Here is a 19,972-nt window from a genome sequence, read left to right as displayed (position 1 = left end):
TTCGTTCAGGCTATCGGACGCGCCTGTTTCGCCTCGCCCGCGCGGGCAACGTTCACGTATTACTACGCGCCGGTTGCTGCGCTGACGAACACCAAACTGACTGCGTTGATCTCACCCGTGCATCAGACAATTTTGAACATTCTTACGTGGGGCGCTAAACCATCGCGCGCCCCGCTCATCAATCGTTAAATCACCAGCATCAGCGCCAGCACCACCACGGCACCGACGCTCATCGACGCGATATACCAGCGCAGATAGCCGTTCTCACTCACCACCAGACCTTTATTACCGATGCGCGACAGCAGCGCCGGCAGGTTCATCAGTGAATTGAGCGGATCGCGCTGCAGCAGCCAGGCAATGCCAAGGTACGGTTTAACAAATACCTTGTCGTACAGCCAGTCGAAGCCCCAGGCCGCAAACCACCAGGTGCCGAAGAAACGGCCCGGCGCGCTGTTGGCGATGCGGGTGACCAGCTGACGTTTGCCCAGCCACAGCGCGGCGGCAATCAGGATTCCGATAATCGCCACGGCACCCGAGGTGATTTCCAGCGCCACTTTGCCGGTTTCACCAAACTCGTTCTGTGGCAGCACGCCCGCCAGCGGAGGCGTAATCAGCGCGCCAACGAAGGTCGAGAGTACCAGCAGCACAATCAGCGGCAGATGATGCGTAATGCCTTTACCGGCATGCGCATGAATTTTCTCTTCGCCGTGGAACACGATGAAGATCATGCGGAAGGTGTAGATTGAGGTAAGGAATGCACCCACCAGACCGGCGACCATCAGATTGATGTGACCGTTAGCCAGCGCACCGAACAGAATCTCGTCCTTACTGTAGAAGCCGGCGGTAATCAGCGGCAGCGCGGCCAGCGCGGCACCGCCCACCAGGAAGCAGACATACACCAGCGGGATGCTCTTACGCAGACCGCCCATTTTGAAAATGTTCTGCTCGTGATGACAGGCCAGAATCACGGAACCGGAAGAGAGGAACAGCAGCGCCTTGAAGAACGCATGGGTCATCAGGTGGAAAATCGCGGCGTCCCACGCCTGTACGCCCAGCGCCAGGAACATGTAGCCGATCTGACTCATGGTGGAGTAAGCCAGCACGCGTTTGATGTCGGTCTGCACCAGCGCGGCGAAGCCCGCCAGCACCAGCGTAATCGCACCAACGATACCCACCAGATGCAGCACTTCCGGCGTCAGCAGGAACAGACCGTGGGTGCGGGCAATCAGATAGACGCCTGCGGTTACCATGGTGGCAGCGTGGATCAGCGCGGAGACCGGCGTCGGACCGGCCATCGCATCGGCCAGCCACGTCTGCAGCGGCAGCTGAGCCGATTTACCCACGGCACCGCCCAGCAGCATCAGCGTCGCCCACTGCAGCATGTGGTTGTCCGCCGCGAAGTGCGCCGGGGCCAGCTCCATCAGCTCGCGGAAGTTCAGCGTACCCAGCTCGTTGTAGAGAATGAACAACGCAAAGGCGAGGAACACGTCACCGACACGGGTGATGATGAAGGCTTTCATCGCCGCTTTGCCGTTTTCCGGATTGCTGTAGTAGAAGCCAATCAGCAGGTAGGAACACAGCCCTACCCCTTCCCAGCCAAGGTACATCAGCATCAGGTTATCGGCCAGCACCAGCACCACCATGCTCGCGATGAACAGGTTGGTGTAGGCGAAGAAGCGTGAATAGCCCTCTTCACCGCGCATGTACCAGGAAGCGAACATGTGGATGAAAAAGCCGACGCCGGTAACCACCGACAGCATGGTCAGCGACAGACCGTCCAGCACCAGGTTCACTTTGATGTCAAAGTTACCCACGTGCATCCAGGTCCACAGCGCCTGGGTAAATGGCTGCTGGCCGTGACTGAAGAAGTCCACACCCACAAATACGGTGGTCAGCGCCGCAAGGCCCACTGAACCCATCCCCACCGCAGCCGACAGGTTCTCCGACCAGCGACCACGGGAAAACGCTAATAGCAGGAAGCCAATCAGCGGAAATAATACGGTTAAATAGAGAAGATTCATCCGCGCATCTCGCTCACTGTGTCAATGTTCAGCGTCTGACGACGACGATAGAGCTGGAGCAGCAGCGCCAGACCAATACTGGCTTCCGCCGCCGCGAGGCTGATTGCCAGGATGTACATCACCTGGCCGTCGGCTTGTCCCCAGTAGCTGCCTGCCACCACCAGCGCCAGCGCCGCGGCGTTGATCATGATCTCCAGACCGATCAGCATAAACAGCAGGTTGCGGCGCAGTACCAGCGAGGTCAGGCCGAGAACAAACAGCACAGCAGCCAGAATCAGGCCGTGTTGTAACGGGATCATGCGTGCTCCTCCTTATTGGCCGCCGCGTCTGACACGCGGTTGCTCAGCACTTCGCCCTGACGATCTTCACGTCCGATATGGAACGCCACCACCAGACCGGCCAGCAGCAGCATTGACGCCAGCTCAACCGCCAGAACATACGGGCCAAACAGACTGATGCCCACCGCTTTGGCATCGATGACGGTGCCATCAATACCCTGGTCGGTTGCGGTCAGGATGGCGTAGATCATCACCACCAGCAGCAGCAGCGAGACAATGCCCGGACCGATCCACAGCGACGGCTTCAGCCATTCGCGCTCCTGATCCTGCTGGGTTTTACCCAGGTTGAGCATCATCACCACGAACACAAACAGCACCATGATGGCACCGGCATAGACGATGATCTCCAGCGCACCGGCAAAATAGGCACCCATGGAGAAGAACACGCCGGCAATCGACAGCAGCGAAACAATCAGGTACAGCAGCGCATGTACCGGATTGGTGTGGGTGATGACGCGCAATGTCGTCAGCACCGCCACCAGTCCGCAAAGATAAAACGCAAATTCCATACCTGGCTCCTTAAGGTAATAAGCCTTTAACGTCGATCGGTTTGGCTTCGTTTTCCGCGTCGCCTTTGTCTTTACCGTCGATCGCCATACCTGCCATGCGGTAGAAGTTGTACTCCGGATATTTACCCGGGCCGGAAATCAGCAGGTCTTCCTTCTCATACACCAGATCCTGACGCTTGAACTCACCGAGTTCGAAGTCCGGCGTCAGCTGAATCGCGGTGGTCGGGCACGCTTCTTCACATAAACCACAGAAGATGCAGCGCGAGAAGTTGATGCGGAAAAATTCCGGATACCAGCGGCCATCCTGCATCTCCGCTTTCTGCAGCGAAATACAGCCGACCGGGCAGGCAACGGCGCACAGGTTACAGGCCACGCAGCGCTCTTCGCCGTCCGGATCGCGCGTCAGCACGATACGGCCACGGTAGCGCGGCGGCAGATAAACCGGCTCTTCCGGATACATCTGGGTTTCGCGCTTGGCGAAGGCATGCATGCCAATCATCCAGATACTGCGCACTGTCGTGCCGAAGCCAACGACAATATCTTTTAAAGTCATCTCAAAACCCCTTACTGCGCGTTGTACAGAATCACTGCGGCAGTGGCCAGCAGGTTCAATAACGTCAACGGCAGACATACTTTCCAGCCGAACGACAGCACCTGGTCATAGCGTGGACGCGGCAGCGCAGCACGAATCAGGATAAACATCACCATAAAGAACGCCGTTTTCAGGGCGAACCAGATGAACGGCGGCAGGAACGGACCGTGCCAGCCACCGAAGAACAGGGTGACGATCAGCGCCGATACGGTAGTAATGGCCACGTACTCACCGACAAAGAACAGGCCGAACTTCATCCCGGCATATTCGATGTGGTAACCGTCGGCCAGTTCCTGCTCCGCTTCCGGCTGGTCAAACGGATGACGGTGGCATACCGCGACACCGGCAATACAGAAGGTCACGAAGCCAAAGAACTGCGGGATGATGTTCCACAGGTGCGTCTGGCTCTCAACGATGGCGTTCAGGTTAAAGGAACCCGCCTGCGCCACCACGCCCATCAGTGACAGGCCGAGGAAAACTTCGTAGCTCAGGGTCTGCGCGGAGGCACGCATTGCACCGAGCAGCGAGTATTTGTTGTTACTCGACCAGCCCGCGAACAGTACGGCGTATACCGCCAGACCCGCCATCATCAGGAAGAACAGCAGACCGATGTTCAGATCGGTGACCATCCAGCTCGGCGAAACCGGCACAATCGCAAACGCCAGCAGCAGCGAAACGAAGGCGATGACCGGTGCCAGGGTAAAGATGAAGCGATCGGTAAACGGCGGAACCCAGTCCTCTTTAAAGAACATTTTGATCATGTCCGCTGCCAGCTGCAGCGAGCCGCCCCAGCCTACGCGGTTCGGTCCATAACGGTTCTGCCACAGGCCGAGCAGACGACGCTCGGCAAAGCTCATGAAGGCACCACAGGCCACCACCACCAACAGGATCACAATGGCTTTCACCACCTGCAGGATGATGTCAATAACGTCCGGTGTCAGCCAGCTCATTGCGCTGCCTCCTGCAGTTTGTCAATTTGCGCACCCGCGAGGAACGGCGGTACACCCGGCATGCCGAGCGGCAGACCCACCTGCCCCGCCTGCAGTGCCGCAGAGAAGCGCACCGGCAGACGCAGCGTTTCACCGGCGCAAACCAGCTCCACGGACGCACCGTTATTAACGCCCAGCTTCTCAGCATCTGCCGGGTTGATCACCAGCGTGGCCGCTGCCATGCGTTTCTGGAAGGTTGGCGAACGCTGAGTCATCTCTTCACTACCAAACAGCTGATAGTAAGGTGCCACGCGATACTGACTGCCGCCCACGAAGCGTGCCGGAACCTGGCTGAACCAGTCCAGTGCACTTTCGCTGGCTTCAAACAGACGCACGCCCGGATCGCCATGACGCAGTTTACCGCCCACTTCCGCCTGGAACTTGTTCCACGCCTGCGGTGAGTTCCAGCCTGGTGCCCAGGCAAAAGGAATCTGCGAACGCGGTGCCGACGGCTGGTTGTTACCTTCCATGGAGAAGGCAAACATAGTGTCTTTATCCTGCGGCTGACGCGGTTCGTGCACGCTGATGTTGGCGCGCGCGGCGGTACGGCCACTGGCACGATGCGGTGAACGCGCCAGTTTCTGACCACGGATGCGGAAGCTGGCGTCCGGCGCCGCGTCCTTAATCCCTTTCAGCTGCGGCAGCGCCACAATCGCGGCATCAATCACGTGATCGAGCTGCGTCCAGTCAATCTGGCGGCTCTCTACAGCGCTGTGCAGCGAATGCAGCCAGCGCCAGCTCTCCAGCATCACCACGCTATCGTCGTAATAGGCCGGATCGTAAACCTGGAAGAAGCGCTGGGCGCGACCTTCATGGTTGATGGAGGTGCCGTCGCTCTCGGCAAAGCTGGCGGTGGAGAGCACCAGACCGGCTTTCTCCAGCGTGGCGGTACGTTGATGGTCAACCACAATCACGTGCGCGGTGTTGTGCAGTGCCGCATCGACGGTGGCTTTCGGCGCGTGACGGTAGAGATCGTTCTCCAGCACCACCAGCGCTTCCGCTTCGCCTTTATCCAGCTGCTCCAGCGCGCTGTCCAGCGACTGGCCGCCCATCAGGCCGAGACCAAAGCTGTTGGCCGCGCCGGCGAGGAAGGTGATACCGACGTCGGCACCGCGCGCTTTCAGCGCTTTAGCCACGTTGGCTGCCGCTTCAATCATTGCCGTGCTGCCCGAGTGGGTACCGGAAATGATCAGCGGTTTTTTCGCGCCGGCCAGCGCCTGTACCACCACGTCCAGCTTGCCGTTCAGGCTGCTGTCAAAGTCGCTAACCGCCGGTGCGCTGTCATCCAGCGCGTGCGCGATGGCGAAGCCCAGGCGTGCCTGATCTTCCACCGGTGCGCGATAGCTCCACGCGGCAATATCATCGAGACGGGTTTCATCAACGTTAGTGACAAACAGCGGATGTTTGGCGTGCTGACCAATGTTGAGGATGGCGGCGATCTGCCAGTCCGCAACTTTCTGAGCGGCGGCCATTTCGCGAGCTTTGCCTTTAACGGCCTGACGCACCGACAGCGCCACGCGGGCACCGACCTGAGTCAGGTCTTCACCCAGCACCAGCACGGCGTCATAGCTTTCAATTTCACGCAGCGATGGCGTGTAGATGCCGCCCTGCTGCAACACTTTCAGCATCAGCTCAACCCGCGCCTGCTCAACTGCCGGCATACCGGTTGAGAAGTTTTCTGCGCCCACCAGTTCGCGCAGCGCGAAGTTGCTTTCGATACTGGCGCGTGGCGAACCGATACCGATCACCTTCTTCGCCTGACGCAGGATATCCGCGGCGGCATTAACCGCCTGTTCTGCGTTCAGCGTGATCCGGTCGCTGCCACGCAGCTGTTCCGGATGACGCGGACGATCTTTACGGTTTACGTAGCCATAGCCGAAACGGCCACGGTCGCACAGGAAGTAGTGGTTCACCGATCCGTTGTAGCGGTTTTCGATGCGACGCAGCTCGCCATAGCGCTCGCCCGGGCTGGTGTTACAACCCACGCTGCACTGCTGGCAGATGCTCGGCGCAAACTGCATATCCCACTTACGGTTATAGCGTTCAGAGTGGGTTTTATCGGTGAACACGCCGGTCGGGCAGATTTCTACCAGGTTACCGGAGAATTCGCTCTCCAGCGTGCCATCTTCCGGACGGCCAAAGTAGACGTTGTCATGCGCGCCGTACACGCCGAGATCTTTGCCATCGGCGTAATCTTTGTAGTAGCGCACGCAGCGGTAACAGGCGATACAGCGGTTCATCTCATGCGAGATAAACGGCCCGAGATCCTGATTCTGATGGGTACGCTTGGTAAAACGGTAGCGACGGAAGCTGTGTCCCGTCATTACCGTCATATCCTGCAGGTGACAGTTACCGCCCTCTTCGCACACCGGACAGTCGTGCGGGTGGTTGGTCATCAGCCACTCCACCACGCTTTCACGAAACTCTTTCGCTTCGCCATCGTCGATGGAGATAAAGGTGCCGTCAGACGCAGGCGTCATGCAGGACATGACGAGGCGACCACGGGTATCTTCGGCATTCTGGAATTGCTTCACCGCGCACTGGCGGCAGGCTCCCACGCTTCCCAGCGCCGGATGCCAGCAAAAATAAGGAATATCAAGGCCCAGAGACAGACACGCCTGCAGCAGGTTGTCCGCTCCGTTCACATCATATTCTTTACCGTCTACATGGATTGTAGCCATAGTGAACATGCTTCCGTAAGGCTCGTCCGCAGACGAGCGTTAAACATCTAATTCCTGCCCCGCAGCCTCAGGCCCGGGCGATTCCGTGCACGACGGCGGCTTACCAGCGCGCTTTCAGCAGGTTAGGCTGAATCCCGCCAATGGCGCGGGTATTGCCAAACACCTGCGGCGCAATGCCAGCTTCAAACTCATCACGGAAATATTTAATCGCGCTCTGCAGTGGCTCAACGGCACCCGGTGCGTGGGCGCAGAACGTCTTGCCCGGACCGAGCTGGCGGCACAGTTGCAGCAGGGTTTCGATATCCCCCGGCTGGCCTTTTTTCTGCTCCAGCGCACGCAGGATCTTCACGCTCCACGGCAGACCGTCACGGCACGGCGTACACCAGCCGCACGACTCGCGCGCAAAGAACTCTTCGAGGTTGCGTACCAGCGACACCATATTGATTTCGTGGTCGACCGCCATCGCCAGCGCGGTACCCAGACGGCTGCCGGCTTTGCCGATGCTGGCAAATTCCATCGGCAGGTCGAGGTGCTGCTCGGTCAGAAAGTCGGTACCGGCTCCGCCCGGCTGCCAGGCTTTGAACTTCAGGCCATCGCGCATTCCGCCGGCATAATCCTCGAGGATTTCACGCGCGGTGGTACCAAACGGCAGCTCCCACACGCCCGGATTTTTCACCCGACCGGAGAAGCCCATCATCTTGGTGCCAGTGTCTTCGCTGCTGGAGATGTTTTTGTACCACTCCACGCCATTCAGGAAGATCGCCGGGACGTTGGACAGCGTCTCAACGTTGTTAACGCAGGTCGGTTTGCCCCAGACGCCAGCACTGGCCGGGAACGGCGGCTTGGAACGCGGGTTAGCGCGGCGCCCTTCCAGCGAGTTGATCAGCGCGGTCTCTTCGCCGCAGATATAGCGGCCCGCACCGGTGTGAACAAACAGCTCGAAATCGAAGCCGGTACCAAGAATGTTTTTACCGAGATAGCCCGCGGCAGTGGCTTCGGCGATGGCACGACGCAGATTTTCCGCGGCTTCGATGTATTCACCGCGCAGGAAGATGTAGCCACGGTAGGCTTTCAGCGCAAACGCACTGATCAGCATGCCTTCCACCAGCTGGTGCGGCAACTGCTCCATCAGCAGGCGGTCTTTATAAGTGCCTGGTTCCATCTCATCAGCGTTACACAGCAGGTAACGGATGTTCATGGATTCATCTTTGGGCATCAGGCTCCACTTCAGACCGGTGCTGAAGCCCGCACCGCCGCGCCCTTTCAGACCGGAGTCCTTCACCGCGGCGACGATCTCGTCCTGGCTCATGCCCTTCAGCGCTTTATCGGCACCAACGTAGCCGTTTTTACTGCGGTATTCATCGAACCATACCGGCTGTTTGTCGTCACGCAGACGCCAGGTCAGCGGATGGGTTTCCGCAGTACGAATGATCTGTTTAATGGTCATTGATACTGCTCCAGCAGGTTGGCGATGCCTTCCGGCGTCAGGTGAACGTGGGTATCTTCATCCACCATCATGGTCGGGCCTTTGTCACAGTTGCCGAGGCAGCAGGTTGGCAGCAGCGTAAAGCGGCCATCCGGCGTGGTTTGTCCCGGCTTAATGTTCAGGTTCTGCTCCAGCGCCGCCTGAATGCCCTGGTAACCGGTGATGTGGCACACCACGCTGTCGCAGTAGCGAATCACGTGGCGGCCAACCGGCGTACGGTAGATCTGGCTGTAAAACGTCGCCACACCTTCTACGTCGCTGGCCGGAATGCCCAGTACCTCAGCAATCGCGTTGATGGCACCGTCCGGCACCCAGCCGCGCTGCTTCTGCACGATCTTCAGCGCTTCAATCGACGCCGCGCGCGCATCTTCGTAGTGATGTTTTTCATGCTCAATAGCGTGGTGCTCGGCCTCGCTCAGCACAAAGACCTCAGTCGGGTCGATGGTTTGAATGGCAATTTTTTGATCGTGCATAATTAGCGGTCCACGTCTGACATAACAAAATCGATACTACCGAGGTACACGATCAGGTCGGATACCAGGCTGCCGCGGATCACCGAAGGGATCTGCTGCAGATGCGGGAAGCTCGGCGTACGCACGCGGGTGCGGTAGCTCATGGTGCTGCCATCGCTGGTCAGGTAGTAGCTGTTAATCCCCTTCGTCGCTTCAATCATCTGGAACGATTCGTTGGCCGGCATTACCGGGCCCCACGAAACCTGCAGGAAGTGCGTGATCAGGGTTTCAATGTGCTGCAGCGTGCGCTCTTTCGGTGGCGGCGTGGTCAGCGGATGATCGGCCTTAAACGGCCCTTCCGGCATGTTTTTCAGACACTGCTCAAGGATACGCAGCGACTGCCACATCTCTTCCATCTTCAGCTGCACGCGGGTGTAAGCGTCGCTGATGCCGGCGCCGACCGGCACCTCGAAGTCGAAGTTTTCATAGCCGGAATAGGGACGCCATTTACGCACGTCGAAATCCAGACCGGTGGCGCGCAGACCGGCACCGGTGGTGCCCCACGCCAGCGCTTCGTCCATGTTATAAGCGGCCACGCCCTGCGAACGGCCCATCAGTACGGTGTTGCGCAGCGCAGCTTTGTCGTACTCTTTCAGACGCTTCGGCATCCAGTCGAGGAACTCGCGCAGCAGACGTTCCCAGCCTTTCGGCAGATCGTGCGCCACACCGCCGATGCGGAACCACGCCGGGTGCATACGGAAACCGGTGATCGCTTCCACTACGTCATAGATTTTCTGACGGTCGGTAAAGGCAAAGAACACCGGCGTCATGGCACCGACGTCCTGAATAAAGGTGGAGATGTACAGCAGGTGGCTGTTGATACGGAACAGCTCTGACAGCATCACGCGAATCACATTCACGCGATCCGGCACGGTGATGCCCGCCAGCTTTTCCACCGCCAGTACGTACGGCATTTCGTTTACGCAACCGCCGAGGTACTCGATACGGTCGGTATATGGAATATAGCTGTGCCACGACTGACGCTCGCCCATCTTCTCCGCGCCGCGATGGTGGTAACCCACGTCCGGCACGCAGTCGACGATCTCTTCGCCATCCAGCTGCAGAATGATGCGGAACGCACCGTGCGCTGAAGGGTGGTTCGGACCGAGGTTGAGGAACATGAAGTCCTCATTGGTGGTGCCACGCTTCATGCCCCAGTCTTCCGGCTTGAAGGTCAGTGACTCCATCTCCAGATCTTCTTTCTGCTTAGTCAGCGTGAAAGGATCGAACTCGGTGGCGCGCGCCGGGTAGTCTTTACGCAGCGGGTGCCCTTCCCAGGTCTGCGGCATCATGATGCGCGTCAGGTGTGGGTGGCCGTTGAAGGTGATACCAAACATCTCCCAGGTTTCGCGCTCGTACCAGTTGGCGTTGGCGAAAATTTTGGTGATGGTGGGCACATTCAGATCGTTTTCAGACAGCGCCACCTTGAGCATGATGTCGCGGTTGCGTTCAATCGACAGCAAGTGATAGAAAACGGAAAAATCCGCGGCGGGCAGACCGGCGCGGTGAGTACGTAAACGCTCATCGAAACCGTGCAGGTCATAGAGCATGACGTACGGCTTCGGCAGCTTACGCAGGAATTCAATGATTTCCAGTAGCTGTTCACGCTTCACCCAAACGACCGGAATGCCGGTGCGGGTGGCCTGAACGGTAAAGGCATCCGGCCCAAAACGGTTACGCAGCTCGCCGATCACCGGATCATCCAGGTGATCCCGGGTTTGCCATGCAGGCTGAGCGAGATCTTGCGTGGTTAAATCTGTCATACGTTACTCACCATTCCGGCCTGTAATCAGGCACTCAAAAGAAGGCGTCAGGATGGCGGCACACACTACGTTGTCATTATCTGCTGCGGCCGTGGCTCCATCCGTGTACGGGGTGCTTAAACTTCGTCTGGGGTTCTCAGGTTGGTGACGGCAATACGCTCACCACGCTTTCTTTCACGCTCAGACTGCATATTGGCGCGATACACGCCCTGATCGCCAACCACCCACGAGAGCGGACGACGTTCTTTGCCGATGGACTCACGCAGCAGCAGCAGCGCCTGCATGTAAGCTTCCGGACGTGGCGGACAACCCGGGATATACACATCAACCGGCAGGAATTTATCCACACCCTGCACCACCGAATAGATGTCATACATGCCGCCGGAATTGGCGCAGGCCCCCATCGAAATCACCCATTTTGGTTCCAGCATCTGGTCATACAAACGCTGAATCACCGGCGCCATTTTGGTAAACGGCGTACCGGCGATCACCATAAAGTCAGCCTGACGTGGCGAGGCGCGCATTACTTCCGCACCGAAACGCGCCACATCATGTACTGCGGTGAATGACGTGGTCATTTCCACGTAGCAACAGGAAAGGCCGAAGTTATACGGCCAGAGAGAGTTTTTACGACCCCAGTTCACCATGTCATGCAGGGCGTGCTCGAGCTTGCCCATATAGACGCTGCGATGAACGTGCTGCTCCAGAGGATCGGTAACAATCTCCTGTTTCTGCAGGGGATAACGGTCGTTATCGCCCCCGTTCGGGTCTACGCGTGTCAGCGTGTAGTCCATCTTATTGCCTCGCTTTTACTGCTTATGAGGGTTGGTGTGACTGTGGCTGACCGGGCTCGATTTGACGACTACGCGACGACGCGCAGGCGCCCAATCCAGCGCACCGATGCGCACCAGATAAACCAGGCCTGCCAGGAGCACCAAAATGAAAATTGCGGCTTCGACAAAGCCGACCCAGCCGCTTTCGCGAATGGAGGTCGACCATGCGTATAGATAGAGGGCTTCGACGTCGAAAATGACGAAAAACATCGCAACCAGATAGAATTTTGCCGAGAGGCGGATATGGGTATCACCGACGGATTCGATACCGGATTCAAACGGCGTGTCTTTATGACGCGCGCGTGCACGTCCACCTAACAACCAGCCACCGGTTAACATAAAGGCACACAGGCCAAACGCGATAACAATGAAAACAATAAACGCCCAGTGATGAGCGATGACTTCTGTGGTTGTTGACATACTCTTTGCTTACTCATCAAAAGTGGCGATGGCATCCTGCACTGTCGCAGCAAACACACCACATCGATTCAAGGGAAGGATAAAAAACCTTATAAACTTTGCTGTCTTTATCAATTAAGCAGCAATTTTATGGGGTTTTTTACTCCTTTCTATAACCTTTTGTCAACTTTGACAAAAGTATCCAAACATTAATTTACACCCGCATCATATTATTAACATATGCACCCCTGAGCGCCAGCTAAATCGCTTCAGTTTGTACGGTTAATTTCAGTGTAGCGGGTATTCACATGCATGGATCGTGCGTTTAACAATCATAGTTTGACAGGTCTTGCGCGGATTTCCCCCCCCTTATCGGGGGTATTTTTTTGATCCAGAACACATATTGACGTTTTTTGCTGGAAAAACCGGCAGGCGGTCTGACGAAAGACGGAGATAAAGTTGGCACGAAATGATAAATAAATTCCGCGCAGGATGAAAATGAAACACATTTCACTTTTCAGGAAGTTAGTGAAATTATCAGGTGCAAATCGTGCTAAAAAAGCGGAAATAACCGCCATAAAAAAAGCCTTAGCTGATTTTCATCAGGCTAAGGCTTTTTTCTCTAACTTTTAACAATTATCTGGCATGCCGGTTGTGCAGGATTACCAGTAACGGTCAACCTTACTCTTCATCATCCAGCAACAGCGTACCGTCCGGATTCGCGCTCAGATTGTAAGGATCGTTAGTGGACTGCATCGCGTTGAAGATGGCCAGCGCCAGCTCATTATCGCTGTCCGGATTACGGCACAGCAGATATTGCGTATCCGGCAGCACCGGCAGGCCTTCTGCCGCCCCCATCACGCGCAGTTCCGGGCTCATCATTTCAACCGGACGCGCGGTAACACCCAGCCCCGCTTTTACCGCCGCGCGTACCGCCGCCAACGTGGAAGCCACGTAGGAGATACGCCACGGGATACCCGCTTCGTTGAGATGATCGATCGCCATGTCACGGTACGGGCTTGGCTCATCCAGCAGCACCAGCGGAATGGCTTCACCACGCTGGAAAATATAGTCTGCCGCGCAGTACCACAGCGTTGGCGAGGTGCGCAGCACCTGGTAGGTGAAGTTACCCGGACTGGAGGTGGTCACCACCAGATCCACTTCGCCCTGGTTCAGCATCTCCATCATAAACGGATTACGCTTCACGCGGACATCGATTGCCAGTTTCGGATACACTGACGTTACGCGGTTAAGCAGAAACGGCAGAATGGTATCAGAGGTATCGTCAGACGCGCCAATCGTCAGCACGCCCTGGATATTGCTGTACATTAAAGAAGTGCAGGCTTCATCGTTGAAACGCAGGATCTTCCTGGCGTATCCAAGCAGCTGAATGCCATGCTCAGTCAGCAATTTGTTACGTCCATGTCTGGCAAACAGCTCTTTACCTACCAATTGTTCCAGACGTTGCATCTGCTGGCTTACGGCTGATTGCGTTCTGCATACTGCTGCAGCGGCGGCTGCAAAGGTATTCAGGTCAGCAACGGCGACAAAAGTACGCAGCAGATCGAGGTCGAGATTCAGTATCGGACGATTTGCATTAGTCATGTTATTTCTTCACTTATAAGATTTTTTGAAACTACTACCCTGGTGTATTACCATACTTATCAAAGAGATAAGTGGTAATGGTGCTTAATGATCGCCCTGTGTGAAGGCGCTCATGAAAAAATCGAGTCAGGCGGATGCCGACGAACACATCACCGCAAAACGGGCAATGGCGTCGTAAAAGTCAGAACAACTTCCTGGGCCAGGGACGTCAGTAGAACGTTGCTGGAAGCTGTGTAGTTGCCTGGTTTCCCGCCAAACTGTCCTGCGGGGCAAAAAGGAATAACATCTTGTTATGCTGATGCGAAGCGATAAAGTGCATCAAATAATAAATTATACTTAATCATTTTTACGCTATAAATGGAAATGTTTTTGTTCAAAACATCGTAATTTTTGACCAAAAGCCATTTCCGGCACATCCTGCCACAACGCTGCTGATTTTTTAACCCGCCTGGTTCTTAAACTGAATGATAAGCGTTAAAGTGACAGCGTAAATGCTATTTAAGCCGCTGCCACGCGGTTTTATCCCCGGCTGACGGGGCCTGGTTTCAACCGCTTCGCAAAGCAAATAACCATCGTCATCGCCTCATGCCAGATAGTGCTTAATCATTGCTGCACATTTTTTCGGCATCTAACAAGATTCCTTTAACTATTTCATCAAGTCGCTAACCATTCCTCAGACCGTAGTTAAATGAAAAATTGCTGAATGGCGCGGCGCGCGGCTGGATATCCCGGTTTACAGGCGACCCGATCAGCGCAAGCATTTAATGTTGACTCCTGCCATTTTAATAGATAATTAAACCAGTTTTAATAGTTAAAAATGCGTTTCGCGCCACTGAATCCGGCAAAGCCTGGCTATCGCGCCAAAACCCAGCGCTGCCCTTCTTTTGTTACGGTGAGAGGAGTAAATTGAGCAGGTTTGATTTTAGTGGCAGGTTAAAAGGACTCTGCCCATTAAGGCGGTAACGATGAATTTTCAAATTGATAAATCCGGCAAGCTGGAAAATGTCTGTTACGACATTCGTGGCCCGGTACTGAAAGAAGCTAAACGTCTCGAAGAAGAAGGCAACAAAGTTCTCAAACTCAACATCGGCAACCCTGCCCCGTTTGGTTTTGAAGCCCCTGATGAAATCCTGGTAGACGTGATTCGTAACCTGCCGAGCGCGCAAGGCTATTGCGACTCGAAAGGTCTCTATTCAGCACGTAAAGCCATCATGCAGCACTACCAGGCGCGCGACATGCGCGACGTTACGGTAGAAGATATCTATATTGGCAACGGTGTGTCTGAACTGATCGTGCAGGCGATGCAGGCGTTGCTGAACAGCGGCGATGAGATGCTGGTGCCCGCGCCAGATTATCCGCTGTGGACGGCGGCGGTTTCGCTGTCGAGCGGCAAAGCGGTGCACTATCTGTGCGACGAATCCGCGGGCTGGTTCCCGGATCTGGATGATATCCGCAGCAAAATCACACCGCGTACCCGCGGGATCGTGATCATCAACCCCAACAACCCGACCGGTGCGGTGTACAGCAAAGAGCTGCTGCTGGAGATCGTGGAGATCGCCCGCCAGCATAACCTGATCATCTTCGCCGACGAGATCTACGACAAGATTCTGTATGACGAAGCCCAGCATCATTCGATTGCCGCGCTGGCACCGGATCTGCTGACCGTGACCTTCAACGGGCTGTCCAAAACCTACCGCGTGGCCGGTTTCCGCCAGGGCTGGATGGTACTGAACGGACCGAAGAAGCACGCCAAAGGCTATATCGAAGGTCTGGAGATGCTGGCCTCGATGCGTCTGTGCGCTAACGTGCCAGCGCAGCATGCCATTCAGACTGCGCTGGGCGGCTATCAAAGCATCAGCGAGTTTATCGCGCCGGGTGGACGGCTGTTCGAGCAGCGCCAGCGCGCCTGGGAACTGATTAACGATATTCCCGGCGTCAGCTGCGTGAAGCCGCAGGGCGCGCTCTATATGTTCCCGCGCATCGATGCGAAGAAATTCAACATCATGGACGACCAGAAAATGGTGCTGGATTTCCTGCTGCAGGAAAAAGTGCTGCTGGTGCAGGGCACCGCCTTTAACTGGCCGTGGCCGGATCACGTGCGCATCGTTACCCTGCCGCGCGTGGACGACCTCGAGATGGCCATCAACAAGTTTGGTCGCTTCCTGCAAGGCTATCGCCAGTAATCTGTGACGCGTATACTGTTTGACTTTCGGGGAGCCGCACAAGCTCCCCGCCGTGCAACAGGAACCGTCCATGACCCGTAGCCACTTTTTCGCCCACCTCTCCCGCCTGAAACTCATCAACCGCTGGCCGCTGATGCGCAATGTGCGCACGGAAAATGTCTCCGAGCACAGTCTGCAGGTCGCCATGGTGGCGCACGCGCTGGCCATCATTAAAAACAAAAAATTTAACGGCAATCTGAATGCCGATCGCATCGCCATGCTGGCGCTGTATCACGATGCCAGCGAAGTTCTGACCGGCGATCTGCCCACGCCGGTGAAGTACTACAACGCGCAGATTGCCCATGAATACAAGAAGATCGAAAAGATTGCGCAGCACAAGCTGATTGAGATGCTGCCACCTGAGTTGCAGGACGCGTATCGTCCGCTGCTGGATGAGCACCTGCATAGCGAGAGCGAGCAGGCGGTGGTGAAACAGGCTGATGCGCTGTGCGCCTACCTTAAGTGCCTTGAAGAACTGTCGGCCGGCAACAACGAGTTTCTGCTGGCCAAAGCCCGTCTGGAGAAGACGCTGGCGCAGCGGCGATCGCCGGAGATGGATTACTTCGTTGAAGTCTTCATCCCCAGCTTCAGCCTGTCGCTGGATGAAATTTCCCAGGATACGCCGCTGTAATCTGCGCCGCTCAGCGTGGGCTGTTTCAGGCGCGGAGCGTCACGCTGAAATAACCGTCCGGCTGTTTACTGATGTGCAGCGGCTGCAGATTTTCCACCTGCAGCGCCACTTCGCTCAGGCGCGGCGCATCGGCCGGCGGATTGACCGCCACCACGGCGCTGCCCGCTTCCAGCCCGGCGATAATGCCCGCCGGTGCATCTTCCACCACCACGCATTCTGGCGCAGAAAGCCCGAGCCGCTCAGCACCCAGCAAATAAGGTTCAGGATTGGGCTTACCGAATTTAATGTCCTCGGCGGTAATAAACACCTCCGGCAGCGGTAAGCCGGCCGCTTTGTGGCGGGCGTGCGCCACCGGGATCGATCCCGAGGTCACAATCGCCCAGGGAATGTCGAGTGCGTTCAGGGTAGCCAGCAACGCGTGGGCACCAGCAATCGCCTGCACGCCTGCCGTGTCTTCTGCTTCCAGCTGCTCCAGCCAGCGAAATTCGGCCTGGATCGCCGCTTCAGACTGGCCCGCCATAAAGTGGCGCAGCGAGTTGATCGCCGGTTTGCCGTGAATGTAGTCCAGCACCTGCTGCGCGGCCAGGCCATGGCGCGCGCCCCAGCTTGACCAGGCGCGATTCACGGCCGGCAGTGAATCCACCAGCGTCCCGTCTAAATCAAACAGAAAACCCCTGTACTTCACACGTTGCTCCTTATTCAGGCATTGAGGATTTGCGCGATCTCATTCTCGCTGAGGTGATACTGACGCGGACAAGTGTGCCACACCGCCAGCATGCGTTGGTATTTTTCCCACATCGGGGTTTGCGCATTGAAGCCGTGGGTGCCGGAATCGAAATGGGTATAGCGCCCTTCCACGTTAACCATAAAGCGCACATAGCCGAGGTAACGCGCTTCGGTGGCCGCGTCGAAGCCGAGAAACGCCAGGCGACGCTCTTCAATGTTGCAGGGCGCTTTGTGATTGGACCAGGAAACATGCAGCGCATGATGCATTTCCATAATGTCGATCAGCGTACGGCAGGTCGCCTCGCTCAGCTCGCCAAACTCTTTGTCCAGCTCGCGCAATTGCAGTCCATAGCCGCGTTCAATAATGGTCTGATAGCGGCGATAGCGCTCGGCGTTATCCGGCTCAAGCATCGCCATCATCTGGTATTGATTAGAAAGAATCAGTCGCTGTGCATGGGTCATTTCCATGGTTTACTCCCGGGCCGCAGGGCCGCTTAAGATTTAAACAATGCAGAAATGATTACACAACGAAAGCGATGCGTGTATGTCCGCATCACTATTCTTTGATTTGAACCGGGATTGGGCGCAAATTCTCTGGCAGAGAAAAGCGCCAATTGATCAAAGATCGTCGAGGAAAGTACGGTCGAGCTGCTTAAAAGCACGCTTGAGCACATCCGCCAGCGCCTGGTAAGTCGGCTTGCCGTCGACGGGGGCGATGGCCTGTCCGGCCTCTTCCAGTTTGGCGCGCACTTCGTGGAACCAGTGCAGCAGCGTTGGCGGCAGCGGCGTGACGGAACGTTTACCCAGCCACCATAATCCCTGCATCGGCAGGCTACAGGCAAACAGCGCGGTGGCAATGGCTGGACCGAGCTGCCCGCCGAGCGCGATTTGCCACGTCAGCGTAAAAATGGCCAGCGGTGGCATAAAGCGAATCGCAAAGCGGGTTGCCGTCACCACACGGTTCTCAGGAAACACCGGCGCCAGACGTTTGTCGGCGGGCCAGGTTTTCATGTAGTGCTGGCCGCGCTGAAATAAGCCGAACCAGCCTGGATTGCCTGCGTCATTCGCCATGGTAGACCTCAACTATTACTGCAACATTTAAAAAAATTTTATAACTACACAACTTTACGTGACATCCTTCAAAAGATTTTGTCTTTGCGGGTCACAGTGGGTATTCTGACGCCGTTTTTGCAACATTACCGGAAGCCGCAGCTCAATAAAAGAGCGCGCTGGAGCCATGTTTCGCTTCGTGGATTTCAAAAATCTGCGTAAAATTACCGAAATTTTTTGCGTGTCGTTTCTTTTTTGACTAGCGCATGATGTTAATCATTAATCTACCAGCTTTCATAGGCTACGCTGTTAGTCTGATTGCGTTATTTTTAGCCACTATTTAACAAAATAGGTACTTCCATGTCGACGAAGTTAGTACTGGTCCTCAACTGCGGCAGCTCCTCTCTTAAGTTTGCCATTCTCAATCCAGCCAGCGGTGACGAATACCTTTCCGGTCTGGCGGAGTGTTTCCACCTGCCGGAAGCGCGCATCAAGTGGAAACTGGACGGCAGCAAACAGGAAGCCCCGCTCGGCGCGGGCGCAGCGCACAGCGAAGCGCTGAACTTCATCGTTAAAACTATTCTGGCACAAAAACCAGAGCTTTCGGCACAAATCGCTGCAATCGGCCATCGTATCGTTCACGGCGGCGAGCAGCTGACGCAATCGGTGGTGATTGACGAGTCCGTTATTCAGGGCATCAAAGATGCGTCGTCCTTCGCGCCACTGCACAATCCGGCGCACCTGATCGGCATCGACGAAGCCATGAAAAACTTCCCGCACCTGTCGGATAAAAATGTCGCCGTTTTCGACACCGCCTTCCATCAGACTATGCCGGAAGAGTCCTATCTCTATGCCCTGCCGTACAACCTGTATAAAGAGCACGGCGTGCGCCGCTACGGCGCGCACGGCACCAGTCACTACTATGTGACGCAGGAAGCCGCCAAAATGCTGAACAAGCCGGTCAGCGAGCTGAACATCATCACCTGCCATCTCGGCAACGGTGGTTCTGTGGCGGCCATCCGTAACGGCCAGTGCGTAGATACCTCAATGGGTCTGACGCCGCTGGAAGGTCTGGTGATGGGCACCCGCAGCGGTGACATCGATCCGGCTATCGTCTTCTTCCTGCACGATACGCTGGGCATGAGCGTGGATGCGATCAACAAACTGCTGACCAAAGAGTCCGGCCTGCTCGGCCTGACCGAAGTCACCAGCGATTGCCGTTACGTAGAAGACAACTACGCCACCAAAGACGATGCCAAACGCGCGATGGATGTGTTCTGTCACCGCCTGGCGAAGTATATCGGCAGCTATACCGCGCTGATGGAAGGCCGTCTGGATGCGGTGGTGTTTACCGGCGGTATCGGTGAAAACGCGGCGATGGTACGTGAGCTGGCGCTGGACAAACTGGGTCTGCTTGGCTTCGAGGTTGACCACGAGCGCAACCTGGCTGCACGCTTCGGCAAATCCGGCTTCATCAATAAAGAGGGTACCCGCCCGGCAGTGGTGATTCCAACCAATGAAGAGTGGGTCATCGCCCAGGACGCCGCGCGCCTCACCGCGTAATGTTTCTCTCCGTCAGCTTCGGCTGACGGTGTTGTTTTTGACACCCTGTAAC

The 19,972-nt window shown here is 56.3% G+C and carries 18 protein-coding genes and 1 pseudogene; 4 read left to right on the top strand and 15 right to left on the bottom strand.

Annotated elements, in window-relative coordinates; all coding sequences use genetic code 11:
* Positions 1 to 185 precede the first annotated feature (185 nt).
* From nuoL to C1N56_RS06595, 11 genes and pseudogenes are all read right to left on the bottom strand, one after another.
* Complete coding sequence (nuoL, locus tag C1N56_RS06645; protein ID WP_058775806.1) at positions 186 to 2,021, bottom strand: NADH-quinone oxidoreductase subunit L; 1,836 nt, start codon at positions 2,019 to 2,021, stop codon at positions 186 to 188.
* Positions 2,018 to 2,320, bottom strand: coding sequence for an NADH-quinone oxidoreductase subunit NuoK (gene nuoK / locus C1N56_RS06640; RefSeq protein ID WP_013509877.1), 303 nt, complete (start codon positions 2,318 to 2,320; stop codon positions 2,018 to 2,020). Before nuoK ends, nuoL begins: the two co-directional genes overlap by 4 nt.
* Entirely contained in the window at positions 2,317 to 2,868 is a 552-nt protein-coding gene (nuoJ, locus tag C1N56_RS06635; protein ID WP_021509221.1) for an NADH-quinone oxidoreductase subunit J, read from the bottom strand. The genes nuoK and nuoJ overlap by 4 nt, the downstream gene beginning before the upstream one ends.
* A gap of 10 nt (positions 2,869 to 2,878) precedes the next feature.
* The gene (nuoI, locus tag C1N56_RS06630; RefSeq protein ID WP_021509220.1) at positions 2,879 to 3,421 is read right to left on the bottom strand and encodes an NADH-quinone oxidoreductase subunit NuoI; all 543 of its coding nucleotides are present in this window, start codon (positions 3,419 to 3,421) and stop codon (positions 2,879 to 2,881) included.
* Between the two features lie 11 nt (positions 3,422 to 3,432).
* The gene (gene nuoH, locus C1N56_RS06625) at positions 3,433 to 4,410 is read right to left on the bottom strand and encodes an NADH-quinone oxidoreductase subunit NuoH (RefSeq protein WP_021509219.1); all 978 of its coding nucleotides are present in this window, start codon (positions 4,408 to 4,410) and stop codon (positions 3,433 to 3,435) included.
* Positions 4,407 to 7,130, bottom strand: coding sequence for an NADH-quinone oxidoreductase subunit NuoG (gene nuoG / locus C1N56_RS06620; protein WP_394517292.1), 2,724 nt, complete (start codon positions 7,128 to 7,130; stop codon positions 4,407 to 4,409). The genes nuoH and nuoG overlap by 4 nt, the downstream gene beginning before the upstream one ends.
* Before the next feature lie 100 nt (positions 7,131 to 7,230).
* Complete coding sequence (gene nuoF, locus C1N56_RS06615) at positions 7,231 to 8,571, bottom strand: NADH-quinone oxidoreductase subunit NuoF (protein WP_031280037.1); 1,341 nt, start codon at positions 8,569 to 8,571, stop codon at positions 7,231 to 7,233.
* Positions 8,572 to 8,573: 2 nt separating this feature from the next.
* Positions 8,574 to 9,117, bottom strand: a pseudogene (gene nuoE, locus C1N56_RS06610) (NADH-quinone oxidoreductase subunit NuoE).
* A complete protein-coding gene (nuoC, locus tag C1N56_RS06605; RefSeq protein ID WP_031280036.1) occupies positions 9,092 to 10,891 on the bottom strand; it encodes an NADH-quinone oxidoreductase subunit C/D in 1,800 nt (599 codons plus the stop codon). The pseudogene nuoE and the gene nuoC overlap by 26 nt, the downstream one beginning before the upstream one ends.
* A 116-nt stretch (positions 10,892 to 11,007) precedes the next feature.
* Positions 11,008 to 11,685, bottom strand: coding sequence for a NuoB/complex I 20 kDa subunit family protein (locus tag C1N56_RS06600; RefSeq protein ID WP_021509214.1), 678 nt, complete (start codon positions 11,683 to 11,685; stop codon positions 11,008 to 11,010).
* A gap of 15 nt (positions 11,686 to 11,700) precedes the next feature.
* Positions 11,701 to 12,144 carry an NADH-quinone oxidoreductase subunit A gene (locus C1N56_RS06595; RefSeq protein WP_021509213.1) on the bottom strand — a complete coding sequence of 148 codons (444 nt, stop codon included), beginning with the start codon at positions 12,142 to 12,144 and terminating at the stop codon, positions 11,701 to 11,703.
* A gap of 477 nt (positions 12,145 to 12,621) precedes the next feature.
* On the opposite strand from C1N56_RS06595, the gene C1N56_RS06590 reads away from it, so the two are divergent.
* Positions 12,622 to 12,756 carry a hypothetical protein gene (locus tag C1N56_RS06590; RefSeq protein ID WP_254919513.1) on the top strand — a complete coding sequence of 45 codons (135 nt, stop codon included), beginning with the start codon at positions 12,622 to 12,624 and terminating at the stop codon, positions 12,754 to 12,756.
* Between the two features lie 48 nt (positions 12,757 to 12,804).
* Here C1N56_RS06590 and lrhA read toward each other — a convergent pair whose 3' ends face one another.
* A complete protein-coding gene (gene lrhA, locus C1N56_RS06585; protein ID WP_021509211.1) occupies positions 12,805 to 13,728 on the bottom strand; it encodes a transcriptional regulator LrhA in 924 nt (307 codons plus the stop codon).
* A gap of 965 nt (positions 13,729 to 14,693) precedes the next feature.
* Between lrhA and C1N56_RS06580 the strand changes: the two genes are divergently transcribed.
* Both C1N56_RS06580 and yfbR read left to right on the top strand, forming a co-directional pair.
* Positions 14,694 to 15,911, top strand: coding sequence for a pyridoxal phosphate-dependent aminotransferase (locus C1N56_RS06580; protein ID WP_021509208.1), 1,218 nt, complete (start codon positions 14,694 to 14,696; stop codon positions 15,909 to 15,911).
* A 70-nt stretch (positions 15,912 to 15,981) separates the two neighbouring features.
* A complete protein-coding gene (gene yfbR, locus C1N56_RS06575) occupies positions 15,982 to 16,581 on the top strand; it encodes a 5'-deoxynucleotidase (protein WP_021509207.1) in 600 nt (199 codons plus the stop codon).
* Between the two features lie 25 nt (positions 16,582 to 16,606).
* On the opposite strand, the gene C1N56_RS06570 is transcribed toward yfbR, so the two are convergent.
* The 3 genes from C1N56_RS06570 to yfbV form a co-directional block, all read right to left on the bottom strand.
* Positions 16,607 to 17,266: a sugar phosphatase gene (locus tag C1N56_RS06570; RefSeq protein ID WP_021509206.1), complete on the bottom strand. Its 660-nt coding sequence runs from the start codon at positions 17,264 to 17,266 to the stop codon at positions 16,607 to 16,609.
* A 14-nt stretch (positions 17,267 to 17,280) separates the two neighbouring features.
* Positions 17,281 to 17,775: a YfbU family protein gene (locus C1N56_RS06565; RefSeq protein ID WP_021509205.1), complete on the bottom strand. Its 495-nt coding sequence runs from the start codon at positions 17,773 to 17,775 to the stop codon at positions 17,281 to 17,283.
* A gap of 150 nt (positions 17,776 to 17,925) precedes the next feature.
* On the bottom strand, positions 17,926 to 18,378 hold the full coding sequence (yfbV, locus tag C1N56_RS06560) for a terminus macrodomain insulation protein YfbV (protein ID WP_021509204.1): 453 nt from the start codon (positions 18,376 to 18,378) through the stop codon (positions 17,926 to 17,928).
* A gap of 339 nt (positions 18,379 to 18,717) precedes the next feature.
* On the opposite strand from yfbV, the gene ackA reads away from it, so the two are divergent.
* Positions 18,718 to 19,920 carry an acetate kinase gene (gene ackA / locus C1N56_RS06555; protein WP_021509203.1) on the top strand — a complete coding sequence of 401 codons (1,203 nt, stop codon included), beginning with the start codon at positions 18,718 to 18,720 and terminating at the stop codon, positions 19,918 to 19,920.
* Positions 19,921 to 19,972 lie beyond the last annotated feature (52 nt).

The organism is Pantoea sp. SGAir0175 (genome assembly GCF_043547855.1).
The sequence above is the reverse complement of the archived record's forward strand: the minus strand, read 5'-3'. Positions and strand labels throughout refer to the sequence as shown.